At 73.8% G+C, this 12966-nt stretch carries 13 protein-coding genes; 2 read left to right on the top strand and 11 right to left on the bottom strand.

What is annotated here, in order from left to right; genetic code table 11:
* Nucleotides 1–74 precede the first annotated feature (74 nt).
* On the top strand, nucleotides 75–521 hold the full coding sequence (locus ACFLFB_RS01295; protein WP_392543900.1) for a pyridoxamine 5'-phosphate oxidase family protein: 447 nt from the start codon (nucleotides 75–77) through the stop codon (nucleotides 519–521).
* A gap of 96 nt (nucleotides 522–617) precedes the next feature.
* Here ACFLFB_RS01295 and ACFLFB_RS01290 read toward each other — a convergent pair whose 3' ends face one another.
* From ACFLFB_RS01290 to ACFLFB_RS01250, 9 genes are all read right to left on the bottom strand, one after another.
* Nucleotides 618–1469 carry a siderophore-interacting protein gene (locus tag ACFLFB_RS01290; RefSeq protein WP_392543899.1) on the bottom strand — a complete coding sequence of 284 codons (852 nt, stop codon included), beginning with the start codon at nucleotides 1467–1469 and terminating at the stop codon, nucleotides 618–620.
* On the bottom strand, nucleotides 1466–2365 hold the full coding sequence (locus ACFLFB_RS01285; protein WP_392543898.1) for an ABC transporter ATP-binding protein: 900 nt from the start codon (nucleotides 2363–2365) through the stop codon (nucleotides 1466–1468). Before ACFLFB_RS01285 ends, ACFLFB_RS01290 begins: the two co-directional genes overlap by 4 nt.
* Nucleotides 2362–3453 (bottom strand): iron chelate uptake ABC transporter family permease subunit, encoded by a 1092-nt coding sequence (locus ACFLFB_RS01280; RefSeq protein ID WP_392543897.1) that lies wholly within the window; start codon nucleotides 3451–3453, stop codon nucleotides 2362–2364. The genes ACFLFB_RS01285 and ACFLFB_RS01280 overlap by 4 nt, the downstream gene beginning before the upstream one ends.
* Nucleotides 3453–4430, bottom strand: a complete 978-nt coding sequence (locus ACFLFB_RS01275) for a FecCD family ABC transporter permease (protein ID WP_392543896.1) — start codon at nucleotides 4428–4430, stop codon at nucleotides 3453–3455. The genes ACFLFB_RS01280 and ACFLFB_RS01275 overlap by 1 nt, the downstream gene beginning before the upstream one ends.
* A 113-nt stretch (nucleotides 4431–4543) precedes the next feature.
* Entirely contained in the window at nucleotides 4544–5596 is a 1053-nt protein-coding gene (locus ACFLFB_RS01270; protein WP_392543895.1) for an iron-siderophore ABC transporter substrate-binding protein, read from the bottom strand.
* Nucleotides 5597–5703: 107 nt separating this feature from the next.
* Nucleotides 5704–6927: an ABC transporter permease gene (locus tag ACFLFB_RS01265; RefSeq protein ID WP_392543894.1), complete on the bottom strand. Its 1224-nt coding sequence runs from the start codon at nucleotides 6925–6927 to the stop codon at nucleotides 5704–5706.
* The gene (locus tag ACFLFB_RS01260; protein WP_392543893.1) at nucleotides 6924–7805 is read right to left on the bottom strand and encodes an ABC transporter ATP-binding protein; all 882 of its coding nucleotides are present in this window, start codon (nucleotides 7803–7805) and stop codon (nucleotides 6924–6926) included. The genes ACFLFB_RS01265 and ACFLFB_RS01260 overlap by 4 nt, the downstream gene beginning before the upstream one ends.
* Nucleotides 7806–7857: 52 nt before the next feature.
* A complete protein-coding gene (locus ACFLFB_RS01255; protein WP_392543892.1) occupies nucleotides 7858–8574 on the bottom strand; it encodes a response regulator in 717 nt (238 codons plus the stop codon).
* On the bottom strand, nucleotides 8571–9971 hold the full coding sequence (locus ACFLFB_RS01250) for a sensor histidine kinase (RefSeq protein WP_392543891.1): 1401 nt from the start codon (nucleotides 9969–9971) through the stop codon (nucleotides 8571–8573). Before ACFLFB_RS01250 ends, ACFLFB_RS01255 begins: the two co-directional genes overlap by 4 nt.
* A 206-nt stretch (nucleotides 9972–10177) precedes the next feature.
* On the opposite strand from ACFLFB_RS01250, the gene ACFLFB_RS01245 reads away from it, so the two are divergent.
* Nucleotides 10178–10804, top strand: coding sequence for a GrpB family protein (locus tag ACFLFB_RS01245; RefSeq protein WP_392543890.1), 627 nt, complete (start codon nucleotides 10178–10180; stop codon nucleotides 10802–10804).
* Between the two features lie 13 nt (nucleotides 10805–10817).
* On the opposite strand, the gene serS is transcribed toward ACFLFB_RS01245, so the two are convergent.
* Nucleotides 10818–12086 (bottom strand): serine--tRNA ligase, encoded by a 1269-nt coding sequence (gene serS, locus ACFLFB_RS01240; protein ID WP_392543889.1) that lies wholly within the window; start codon nucleotides 12084–12086, stop codon nucleotides 10818–10820.
* A gap of 202 nt (nucleotides 12087–12288) precedes the next feature.
* The gene (locus ACFLFB_RS01235; protein WP_392543888.1) at nucleotides 12289–12927 is read right to left on the bottom strand and encodes a LysE family translocator; all 639 of its coding nucleotides are present in this window, start codon (nucleotides 12925–12927) and stop codon (nucleotides 12289–12291) included.
* Nucleotides 12928–12966 lie beyond the last annotated feature (39 nt).

Below are 12966 nucleotides of genomic sequence, written 5' to 3'. Positions count from 1 at the left end.
GTCGGCAGGGCGACGGTTATCACCCACGTTTCGATGGCGGGGCGGGTGTCGGGGGGCGGCGCTAGCGTCGGTGCATGAGCGAGAAGGCACCCCTGGTCCTCGACCCCACCGACGCCACGCATGTCGCGGCGCTCGAGCGGCTGGGCAGCGACGTCATCGGCTGGTTCACCACGGTCCGGGCCGACGGCAGCCCGCACGCCGTGCCCGTCTGGTTCTACTGGCACGAGGATCGAGCCCTGGTCATGAGCGAGCCCGACACCGCCAAGGTCCGCAACGTGCGTCGGGGGTCCCCCGCCCTGCTGCACCTGCACACCCGCGCCGATGGCGACGGCGTCGTCATCCTCGAGGGGTCCGCCGCGATCAGCGAGCGCTCGTCCACCGAGTGGCTGCCCGAGATCGGCGAGGCCTACACGGCCAAGTACGCCGCCGCGATGGAGGCGTACGGCATGGGCCTGGAGGCCATCGCCGAGAAGTTCCACGTGGTGATCGAGGTGGTGCCCACGAAGCTCCAGGCGTGGTGAGCCACTGCCCCCGCGGGGGTCTCGTCCGGTGCGACGACGCGCCGCTCGGCTGACGTCGCCCTGTCACGCCGGGCCCGGTCGGTCAGTCGCCGCCGGTCAGCCGCGTGCCTGGCCCAGCTTCCAGTAGCCGCAGAAGTAGATGCGGCGGCGGTCCACGCCGTGCCGGACCAGGGCGCGCCGGGCACCGGCCGCGAGGTCGGACTCGCCGCACGCCCACGCGTACGCCACCGGCTCCCCGCCGGCGGCGAGGTGCTGGTCGAGCGCGGGGACGACGGCGCTGCCCGGGAGGCCGCGCCGCACGTGGACGTGCGCCGGGCCGAGGTCGTACTGCTCGAGGACGGCCGGGTCCGACACCTCGACGTGCACCTCGACGCCTCGCTCGGCCGCGGCCTGCGGACCCCCGAGCGCCTCGAGGATGGCCGCCACCGAGGGCACGGCCGTCTCGTCGGCGACGAGCACCTGCCGGCCCGCGACCTCCAGCCCCCGGTAGAGCGCGCCGCTGGCGCGGAAGCCGACCCGGTCGCCGGGGACGGCGCGCACGGTCCAGGCCGAGCCCGGACCGGAGTCGCCGTGCGTGACGATGTCGACCTCGATCCGTCCGGCGACGCGGTCGTGCGCGCGGATCGTGTACCAGCGCAGGTCGGGCCGGTCGTTCTCGGCGAGGTCGGCGATGGAGGCGCGCACGTTGAGCGGCTCGGGGTCGGGCAGGACGAGCGCGCGGCCGGGGCGCGGCATCATCAGGCCGAAGTACTCGTCGGGGCCGCAGCAGGTGAAGTCGGTGAGCTCGGGTGCCTCGAAGGTGACCCGCCGCATCCCGCCGCCGAGGTCGGCGACCGCGACGACCGTCATCGCGAACTGCGGCTGGTCCTCGCGCAGGACCGGCGACGCCGTGGTGAGGCGCCACTGCATCCGCGCGGCCTTGAGGTAGACCTTCTCGGCGACCTTCACTGCTGCCTCCTGCGGGGGATGACGACCGGGGTGCCGGTCTCGGGGTCGTGGATCACGTGGGCGGCGACGCCGAAGACCGACGCGATGACCTCGGGGGTCACGACCTCGGCCGGGGCGCCCTCGGCGACGACCTCGCCGTCACGCATGGCGACGAGGTGGTCGGCGTAGCGCGCGGCCATCGCGAGGTCGTGCAGGACCATGACCACGGTGGTGCCCTGCTCGTCGCAGAGGGAGCGAACGAGGTCGAGGACGTCGAGCTGGTGGGCGATGTCGAGGAACGACGTGGGCTCGTCGAGCAGGAGGACCGGCGTCGACTGCGCGAGGACCATGGCGAGCCAGACCCGTTGCCGCTGACCGCCGCTGAGGCTGTCGACCGGGACTCCCGCGAGGTGCACGAGGTCGGTGCGCTCGAGGGCGGCGGCCACGGCCTCCTCGTCGGCACGGCCCCACGTGCCGAACAGCCCGTGGTGGGGGTGGCGGCCACGCTCGACGAGCTCGAGGACGCTGACGCCCTCGGGCACGATCGGCTGCTGCGGGAGCAGGCCGAGCCGGCGGGCGACCTCGCGGGTGGGGAGGGAGCCGATCTCGTCGCCGTCGAGGAGGACGGAGCCGCCGCGGGGCTTGAGCAGGCGGCCGAGCCCCCGGAGCAGGGTCGACTTGCCGCAGCCGTTGGGGCCGACGACCACGGTGGTGCGCCCGGTGGGGATGTCGAGGGTCACGCCGTCGACGACCACGCGGCTGTCGTAGGCGAGCCGGAGGTCGCGGGCGCGCAGCCTCGGCTCGGCGGCCTCCCCGGGGTCTGCCGAACGTGGGTGAAAACCGTCGGCAGGGCGACGCTTTTCACCCACGTTCGCCGGGCGCGGGGGGGCAGCGGGGGTGGGGTCGGTCATCGTCATCGGGCCTCCTGGGTCGTGCGGGAGCGGAGCATCCAGAGCAGGACGGGGGCGCCGAGGGCGCCGGTGACGACCCCGACGGGCAGGGCAGTCCCGGGGATGCCGTACGCGGCGAGGTGGTCGGCGCCGACGACGACGACCGCCCCGACGAGCGCCGCGACCCCCACCGCCGGGCGGCCGGGCACGAGGCGCCTGGCGACGGGGCCGCTGAGGAAGCCGACGAACGCGACCGGCCCGACGACGGCGGTGGCCGCGGCGACAAGGGCCACGACGAGCACGGTCACCCCGACCCGCAACCGGCCGACGCGCACGCCGAGCCCCGCGGCGAGGTCGTCGCCGAGGCCGAGGACGGGGAGGCGACCGCTGAGCGCGAGCAGGAGCGGGAGGAGCAGGGCGTCGATGGCGAGGAGCCGGGCGATGTCGGCCCAGGTCACCGTGTTGAGGCTGCCGCTGAGCCAGATGAGCGCGTCCTGCGCCTGGTAGATGCTGGCCCGCACGAGGACCCAGTGCACGACGGCCGACAGCCCCGCCGCGAGCGCGACGCCCACGAGGACCATGCGGCCGGTGGCCCCACCTCGACCTCCGGCCTGGCTGAGGATGAGGGCCGCCGCGAGCACGGCACCGGCCAGCGCGGCCACGGTCACGGTGGTGCCCCGCGCCCCCACGACGACGACGGCGACGACCGCGCCGGCGCTCGCGCCGAGGGTGATGCCGAGGACGTCGGGGCTGGCGAGCGGGTTGCGCAGCATCACCTGGAACGCGCCTCCGGCCGCCCCGAACGCCGCCCCCGCGAGGACGGCCATGAGGGCCCGCGGCAAGGTCGACTCCATGAGGACGAAGGAGGCGCCGGGGATGGTCTCGCCGCCGATGATGCGGACGGCGTCGGGGAGGCTGACCCGGTAGTCGCCGAGCAGCGCGCGGACCAGCACGAGGGCCACGAGCAGGATGAGGAGCACTGCGACCACGGCGACGCGGCGGCGTCGGGGCGCGCGTCGGGCGCGGGCGAGGGCGTCGGCCGTGGTGGTCGTGACGTCGTTGGCGTCGCCGACGGGGTCGGTGGTGGCGGTGGGCGCGGAGACGGCGGTCGTCATCACAGGCCCCTGACCCGACGGACCACGGCGACGAGCACCGGCGCTCCGAGGACGGCGCAGACGATGCCGGCCTGCACCTCCGAGGGGCTCGAGACGAGGCGGCCGACGACGTCGGCCGCGACCACGAACGCCGGCCCCAGTAGGGCGGAGACGACGAGCAGGCGGCGGTGGTCGACGCCGACGAGGGCGCGCGCGACGTGTGGGACGACGAGCCCGACGAAGGCGATCGGCCCAGCCAGGGCGGTGGCAGTGGCCGCGAGCAGCACCGCGCCGGCGGCGGCCAGCCCGCGGTGCAGGACGACGTTCTGGCCGAGGCCGCGGGCGAGGTCGTCACCGAGGGCGACGGCGTTGAGGGTGGGCCCGGCGGTGAGGGCCAGCAGCGCGCCGAGCGCGAGGACGGGCAGGACGTCGAGCACCTGGCCCGCGTCGCGCCCGGCGACCGAGCCCACCTGCCAGAAGCGGAAGCTGTCGAGGGCGCCCCGGTCGGTGACGAGCACCGCGCCGATCATGCTCTGCGCCAGGGCCATCACGGCCGCGCCGGCCAGCGCCATCGACACCGGCGCGCTCGCGCGGGGCGCCATCATCGTCAGCGACTGGACGAGGACCGCGACGGCGACGGTGCCGACGATGGCGGCGACGACGTACCCGGTCACGGTGGAGATCCCGAGGAACCGGATGCCGAGCACCACGGCCAGCGCCGCCCCCGAGTTGAGCCCGAGGATGCCGGGCTCGGCGATGGGGTTGCGGGTCAGCCCCTGGAGGACGACCCCGCTCAGCGCCACGGCCGCCCCGACGACGAGGCCGATGACGGTGCGGTCGATGCGCGACGCGACCACGGCCGCCGTCTCGGCGTCGGTCGCCCGGCCGAGGACGGCGTCGAGCACCGCACCGGGCGCCAGGTCCTGGACACCGAGGAGGAGCGAGGCACCCACGGTCAAGGCGACGGCGACGAGGGACGCGACGAGCGCCCACGCCATCGGGACCCGCGTCGCCGACCCGCCGGTCCGGCGCCCACCACCCGGCCGCGAGTGCGGAAGTGGCGGCCGGGACAGCCACTTCCGCACTCGAGGCGGGTCGGAGAGGGTGGCCGTCACGACGCGGGGGTGCCGTTCAGCGCCGAGACGATCTTCGGCAGGAACTTCTCGACCGCGGTGCGCACCGACAGCGGGCTGGGCAGCGACATCGACAAGGCCACGGCGTTGTCGGCGCTGGCCACGTACTGCTTGCTCTTCAGAGCCGGGATCTGGCCGAGGAGCGCGTTGCCGGTGATCGCGTCGGCGCCGGCGCCCTCCTCGGCGTAGAAGACGACGAGGTCGGCATCGAGGGTGGAGGCCTTCTCGGCGGACAGGTTCACCGAGAACGCCGACGGGTCGGCCTCGCTGAGGTCGACGACGGTCGGGGAGTCGACGAAGCCGAACTCGCGCAGCATCTGCGGGCGCAGGTCGCTGGTCGTGTAGAGGCCGATGGTCGACAGGTCGGTGGGGCTGAACCACGCCCAGGCGGCCGACTTGCCCTTGACCTCGGGGTGCGCGGCGAGGGCGTCGGCGATGGTCTTCTCGGTGTCGGCCTTCAGCCGGGCGGCCTCGGCGTCCTTGCCCAGGGCCGTGCCGATGGTGGCGAGCTGGTCCTGCCACGGGGTGCCCCACGGGGCCTTGGTGTAGGCGACGACCGGGGCGATCTTGCTCAGCTTGTCGTACTCCTCCTTGGAGACGCCCGAGCTGAGGCCGAGGATGAGGTCGGGGCGCGTGGCGGCGATGGCGTCGAAGGGGATGCCGGCCGAGTCGTCGTAGCGGGTGACGTCGCCGTCGGTGGCGCCGATCTTGGTGAGCTGGGCGTCGAACCAGTCGGTGGAGCCCTTGGCGTTGCCGCCCCAGGTGATCTTCGGCGCACCGACGGGGGTGATCCCCAGCGCGGTGACGACGTCGGCGTCGGCCCAGCCGATGGTGGCGATGCGGGTGGGGGGCTTCGCGATGGTGGTGCTGCCGTGGGCGTGGGTGACGGTGACCGGGTAGGCCGCCGCGGCGGCGCTCGCCCCCGTGCCGGAGGTGGCGGCCGAGCCGCCCGACGGACCCGTCGAGCACGCGGCGAGGGCGAGGAGCGCGGCCGCTGGGGCGGCGGCGAGCACGTGGCGGCGGGACGGCATGATGAGGACCTCCGGACGAGTACGGCAAGGCGTGGTTAGGTAAGCCTTACCTTACTCACAGCCCTCGGCCGACCGTCAAACTGCCCGTCCGCCGACCACTCGCGGGGCTACTCCGGCGCGGACCAGGCCTGGCGCATCGAGAGCTTCCCGCCGGTCTGCAGCAGCGAGCGCCGGTACAGCCGCTCGGCCACGACCACCACGGCCCAGGCCGCCGCCACGAGCAGCGCCAGCGCCACGAACGGCTCCCACCACGCCGTCCCGCCCTCGAGGACGCGCGTCGGCATCAGCACGGCCGAGAACGGTGGGACGAACGAGAACACCGTGCGCACCGTGCCGTCGAGGAACATCGCGCCGAAGAAGACCGCCAGCACGACGATCGTCATCGGGCCGGACGTGCTCTGGACCTCCTCCGCCCGCGACGCCAGCGACCCGGCCACGGCCCACAGCGACGCCAGCGCCACGAACCCCGCGACGAAGAACACGAGGAACCACGCGATCGGCCCGCTGATGGAGGGCACGAGGCTCGCGTACGGCGTGGCCGCGAGCCCGGCGAGACCGACCCCGGCGTAGAGCATCATCTGCAGCACGGCCAGCACGCTGTTGCCGATGACCTTGCCGAAGAGCAGCTGCCGCACCGGGATCGATGTCGCGATGATCTCGACGACCCGCGACTGCTTCTCCTCCACGACGCTGTTGGCCAGCTGGATCCCGAACAGCAGGGACGCCATGTAGAAGAGGAACGCGAAGGCGAAGGCCACGCCCTGTGCGAGGTCGGCCTTGTCGGCGTCGCCGCGCAGGTACTGGGAGCTGACCTCGCTGCCCTTGAGCAGCTCGGCGGTGGTCGTGCCGAGGGCTCCGGCGGCCCGGTCGAGGGAGGCGGTGCGCACGACCTGGCTCGTCACGTCCATCAGGGTGCTCTCGGGGCCGTCGTCGGTGGTGAGCACCCAGCCGTCGCCGCCGCGGTGCAGCCAGGCGTCGGCCTCGCCCTCGCGGACCAGGGCGCGGGCCGCGTCATCGGAGGCGGCGGGGACGACGGTGACCGCGACGTCCTCGTCGAGGTCGGGGGCGTCCGCGGCGATCCGGTCGGCCATCGTGCGGTCCGCCGAGGTCGAGGCCACCGTGTACGTGGAGGTCTTCGAGGCGTCCCACGCGGACCAGCCCATGAACCCGGCGATGAACAGCAGGGTCACCAGGGTGCCGATGAGGAAGGACTTGTCGGTGAGCTTGACGACGATCTCGCGCTTGGCGATGAGCAGCCACGGCGCCCGGGCCGCGCCGCCCTCGCGGACTGTGGTGGGGGTCGTCGTGGGACGGTCGGTCGTGGTGGTCATGCCGCCACCTCCCGGTAGATGTCGGCCAGTGCCGGTCGCACCGGGGTGAACTCGCGGACGGGGCCGCGGGCGGCCGCCTCGCGCAGGACGTCCTGCTCGGCGCCGGGCTCGACGACCTCGACGAGCGCGGTCGGCCCGTCGACGTCGACGACGTGGATGCCGCGCAGCCCTCGCACCCAGCCGGCATCGGCGGCGAGCGCCAGCCGGTAGCGCACCGGGCCGCCGGCCCTCAGCTCCTCCACCTCGCCGGAGGCGACGACGCGCCCCCGGGCGAGGATGACGAGGCGGTCGCAGAGCCGCTCGACGAGGTCGAGCTGGTGGCTGGAGAAGAGCACCGGAACGCCGCGCGAGGTGTGCTCGCGCAGCAGGTCGACCATCGAGTCGACGGCCATCGGGTCCAGGCCGGAGAACGGCTCGTCGAGGATGAGCGCCGTGGGGTCGTGGAGCAGCGCGGCGACGACCTGCACCCGCTGCTGGTTGCCCAGGCTGAGCTTCTGCACGTGGTCGCGCGCCCGCTCGGCGAGGCCGAACCGCTCGAGGTGCTCGGTGGCGGTGGCGCGGGCCGCCGCGGCCGTCATCCCCTTGAGCTGGGCGAGGTGGATGAGCTGGTCGAGGACGCGCTGCTTCGGGTACAGGCCACGCTCCTCGGGCATGTAGCCGAAGCGCCGCTGGTCGACGGCGGTGATGGGGCGGCCCTGCCAGAGCACCTCGCCCCCGTCGATGCCGAGGACGCCCATCACCATCCGCATGGTCGTCGTCTTGCCGGCGCCGTTGCCGCCGACGAAGCCGGTCAGCAGGCCCGGGCGCACGTCGAAGGTGACGCCGTCGACGGCCGTGGTCTCGCCGAACCGGCGGGTGAGCGCGTTGATCTCCAACATGACCCCGACGCTAGGCGTGCGGGGCGCCCACGGGATCAGCCCGCGGGTGGGTTCACCCCTCCGTCGGGGTGATGAGGCCGGCCTCGTACGCGAAGACGACGGCCTGGACGCGGTCGCGCAGGTGCAGCTTGGCGAGGCAGTTCGAGACGTGCGTCTTGACGGTGGCCTCGCCGAGGAAGAGCTCGCGGGCGATCTCGGCGTTCGACCGGCCGCGGGCCATGAGGACGAGGACCTCCCGCTCGCGCTCGGTGAGCCGGGCCAGCTCCGGCGCCTCGGGACGGGGCGGGGCGCCGCGCTCCCCGGTCATCCGCTCGATGACGCGGCGGGTCACCTCTGGTGCGAGGAGGCCGTGGCCGTGGCCGATGGCGCGGACCGCCTCGACGAGCTGCTCGGGCTCAGCGTTCTTCAGCAGGAAGCCGCTGGCGCCGGCGGCGAGGGCGTCGAAGAGGTAGTCGTCGCGGTCGAACGTCGTGAGGATGACGACCTTGCCGAGGTCCTCGGCCACGAGGCGTCGGGTGGCCTCGATGCCGTCGAGGACGGGCATCTGGACGTCCATGAGGACGACGTCGGGCCGGGTCTCGCGGGCGACGACGACGGCCTCGGCCCCGTTGGCGGCCTCGCCGACCACCTCGACGTCGTCCTCGACGCTGAGCATGAGGGCGAAGCCGGAGCGGACCATGGCGTGGTCGTCGACGAGGAGGACGCGCAGCCGGGCGGGCGCGGACGCCTCGGGGGCCGCGTCGGGGGCGGCGTCAGAGGCACGGGTCACGAGACGCTCCGCAGGCCGGCGGTGCGCGAGTCGGGCTCGGGGACAGCGGTTTCGGCGCCGGTTCCCCAGGGGTAGCGGACGCGCACGCGGTAGCCTCCGTTGGAGCGCGGCCCGACCTCGACGGTGCCGCGGTGCGAGGCCGCCCGCTCGCGGATGCCGAGCTGGCCCAGCCCGCTGCCCGAGGTGCCGGGGCGCGGGCGGCCGTCGTCGACCACCTCGACCTCGGCGAAGCCGTCGACGCGTTCCTCGACCCGCAGCACGACGGAGACGCGGCTGGCCGTGGAGTGCTTCTCCACGTTGGTCAGCGCCTCCTGCACCGTGCGGTGGATGGAGTGGGCGAGCGCTGCCGGAAGGTGTTGGGCCACACCGGGTTCCGACTCCACGAGGTCGAAGCCGGCCTGACGGGTGGGCGTGGTGAACGACTCGACGAGGGCCGGGAGGTCGGCGAGGGTCGGTTGGGGGGCGCGGTCGGCCTCCGCTCCGTCGCCGCGCACCCGCTCGACCTCGCGCAGGGTGCCGAGCAGGCCGCGCATCGAGGTGACGGCCTCGCGCGAGGAGCCCTCGATGCCCTCGAGGGCCTGGCCCGCGGCCTCCGGGTCGCGCCCCATGACCCGGCGGGCGGCGGCGGCCTGGATGCCGATGACCGAGACGTGGTGGGCGACGACGTCGTGCAGCTCGCGGGCGATGCGCAGGCGCTCCTCGGTGACGGCGCGCGTCCTCAGCTCGTCGGCCTGGGCGGTGATGGTGTCGGCCTGCGCGGTGAGGATGGCGGTCTGGCGGGCGCTGCTCCACAGGTTGCGCCCGGTGATGAGCGCGCCGCCGAAGTAGACGACGTTGATGAGGACGGTGAGCAGGACCGCGGCCGGGACCGGGCCGAAGACGCCGAAGCGCTTGCCGCCCTGGGCGTCGTCGACGATGTCCTGCAGGGCCGTGCCGACGACGAACTGCAGGGCGATCCAGACGAACATGACGACGACGATGATGCCCACCACCACGAGCATCCAGCGCCGGTCGCGGGCCCACGCGACGCCCGACATGATCGCGACGAAGTAGATGACCTGCATCGTGAACTGGCCCATGACCATCGGCATCGCGATGCCCACGACGAGCATGTGCCCGGCCGCGAGGGCGGCGACGGTGAGGGGCCAGCGACGGCGGCCGACGAGGAGCGCGGCGCCCGACGCGACCGCGAGCCACTGGACGCCCCAGGGGTAGCCGACGTCCTCGAGGGGCCCGACGCTGCGGACGAGCTCGAGCGTGAACAGGCCGAACACGCCGATGACGACGGCCAGGAGGACGTCGGAGCGGCCGATCGGCGGGGCGGGCCGCTCCCACGGGTCGTCGACGCCGAACCAGCGCAGGACGCGGGCTCCGGCGGTCGACACGGTGGAGGCCATGGCGCCCAGCCTAGGTTCGTGGCGCACGTGGCGTCCTCCCTCCGGAGGTGGACGCCCCCCTCCTCCTCGCGGTGAGTGCGGAAGTGGTCGCCGGGGCAGCCACCTGAGCACTCGCGGCCGGCCCTCCTCGCGGTGAGTGCGGAAGTGGTCGCCGGGGCAGCCACGTGCGCACTCGCGGCGGGGTGGCGCGGGGCTAGCGTGGGCGGGTGGCCACGCCGGAGCAGATCGTGTCGTTCGCCGATGACGCGCCACCCGCCGGCGCCTCGGCCCTGGTGCCCGGTCAGGTCCAGGGGCGCGACATCGTGGTGGTCGACCCCGACCCCGCCTGGCCGGACCACTTCGCCGCCCTCGAAGCCCGCGTCCGCGGCGCCCTCGGCCCTCGGGTCCTGGGCCTCGACCACATCGGCTCGACGTCGGTGCCGGGGCTGGCGGCGAAGCCGATCATCGACCTCGACCTCGTCATCGCCGACCCCGCGGACGAGGACGCCTACGTACCGGCGCTCGAGGCGGCGGGCTTCGTCCTGCGCATCCGCGAGCCGTGGTGGGAGGAGCACCGGATGCTGCGCGCCAGCGACCCCGCGGCCAACCTCCACGTCTTCGGCCCCGACAGCCCGGTGCCGTGGCGCGACCGGGTGTTCCGCGACCACCTGCGCCGCAATGCCGCCGACCGGGACCTCTACGCGGAGGCCAAGCGCCGCTCGGCCGCGGCCTCGACCGCCGCCGGCGAGGACGTCATGGAGTACAACGCCCGCAAGGAGCCGGTGATCCGGGCCGTGTTCGGGCGCGCGTTCGCCGCCGCCGGCCTCCCCGTCGCGACCGAGGCCGAGAGCTAGGGCGACCCGAGAGTCAGCGGGTGGGCTCGATGACGTCGAGGCCAACGAACGGGCGCAGCCCCTCGGGGACGACGACCGAGCCGTCGGCCTGCTGGTGGTTCTCGAGGATGGCGACGAGCCAGCGCGTGGTGGCGAGGGTGCCGTTGAGGGTGGCCGCGACCTCGTTGCCCTTCTCGCCCTTGAACCGGGTGTTGAGTCGGCGCGCCTGGAAGGTCGTGCAGTTCGAGGTGGAGGTGAGCTCGCGGTAGCGGCCCTGGGTGGGGACCCACGCCTCGCAGTCGTACTTGCGCGCGGCCGGGCCACCGAGGTCGCCCGCGGCCGTGTCGATGATGCGGTACGGCACCTCGATCATCGCGAGCATCTCCTGCTCCAGCGCGAGGAGTCGCTCGTGCTCGGCGGCCGCGTCATCGGGGGCGCAGTAGACGAACATCTCGATCTTGTTGAACTGGTGGACCCGGATGATGCCGCGGGTGTCCTTGCCGTACGAGCCGGCCTCGCGGCGGTAGCAGGTGCTCTGCCCGGCGTAGCGGATCGGGCCCTTGCTCAGGTCGAGCACCTCGTCGGCGTGGTACCCGGCGAGGGCGACCTCCGAGGTACCGGTGAGGTAGAGGTCGTCGGCCTCGAGGCGGTAGACCTCGTCGGCGTGGTGGTCGAGGAAGCCGGCGCCGGCCATGACGTCGGCCTTGACCAGGGTCGGCGTGATGAGCGGGACGAACCCGTGCTGGATCGCCTTCTGCATCGCGGCGGCGAGCAGGCCCATCTCCAGGCGCGCGCCGGCGCCCTTGAGGAAGTAGAACCGCGAGCCGGCGACCTTGGCGCCGCGCTCCATGTCGATGGCGTCGAGGGCCTCGGCGAGGGCGAGGTGGTCCTGCGGCTGGAAGCCCTCCGCGGCGAAGTCGCGCGGGGTGCCGAGGGTCTCGACGACGACGTAGTCGTCCTCACCGCCGGCGGGAACCTCGGGCTCGACGACGTTGCCGATGGTGCGGATCAGCCGGTCGAGCTCGACCTGGGCGTCGTCGGCCTGCGTCTGGGCAGCCTTGACCTGCGCCGAGAGCTCCTTGGTGCGGGCCAGCAGGGCCTGCTTCTCCTCGCCCTGGGCCTTGGCGACGTCCTTGCCCATCGACTTCTGCTCGGCGCGCAGGCGCTCGAAGCTGGTGAGCGAGGAGCGGCGGCGCTCGTCGGCCTCGCGGATGGCGTCGACGACACCCTCGTCCTCACCTCGCGCGCGCTGGCTGGCACGGACGAGGTCGGGGTCGTCCCGGAGCAGCTTGATGTCGATCACCGTCGGAGTTTATCGACGCCGGAGCAGGCCTCGCGCCACCCTTTCCCGCGCCTGCGAAGGTCACCCGCCCGAAACCGTTGCCCCACGCAACCGATCGCGTGCACCGCGCAACCTTCCCGCGGCTCCATCATCGGTTCGAGGTATTCCGCCGGTGCCGCACACCAGCCGAATACCTCGACCCGATGATGGGTGCGCGCGGGGGTCAGTCGGGGCGGCCGGTGACGACGAGGCCGGTGCCCAGGCCCACCATCATCAGGCCGCCGACGCCGCCGACCCGCTCCATCCGCCGGGGTGACGAGGCGAACCAGTCGCGCGCGCGGCTGGCGGCCAGGGCGACCGAGCCGTCGCCGATGACGGCCAGGACGGTGAAGACCGCGCCGAGCAGGAGCAGCTGGAGCCAGACCGGGCGCGTGGGGTCGACGAACTGGGGCAGCAGGGCCGCGAAGAAGACGAGGGACTTCGGGTTGGTGACGCCCACGATGTAGCCGGCGCGCACCGCGTGGAGGGTGGCCGCGCGGGTGGGGACGCCCGAGGCGAAGGCCTCCGAGAGCTTGCGCCGGTCGCGGATCGCCTGGATGCCCAGCCACACGAGGTACCCCGCGCCGACGAGCTTGAGCAGCGTGTACGCCGTGGCGCTCGCGGCGATGAGCGGGCCGAGGCCGACGGCGAGCGCGCAGATCTGGGTGAGGATGCCGAACGCGTTGCCGAGGACGGTGAGCAAGGCTTCGCGCCGGCCGGCCGACAGGGCCCGCCCGATCGTGAAGAGCACGCTCGGTCCGGGGATGGCGATGATGATCGCGGAGGCGACGGCGAAGGCCAGGAGCGTCGACACGGAGGGCACGTCCTCAGTGTGGGACCGCCCGCCCGGCGCCCGCACCCC

Source organism: Oryzobacter telluris, assembly GCF_043099285.1.
Lineage (GTDB): Bacteria > Actinomycetota > Actinomycetes > Actinomycetales > Dermatophilaceae > Oryzobacter > Oryzobacter telluris.
Note: the sequence above shows the minus strand (reverse complement) of the source record. Positions and strands in the feature narration are given on the sequence as shown.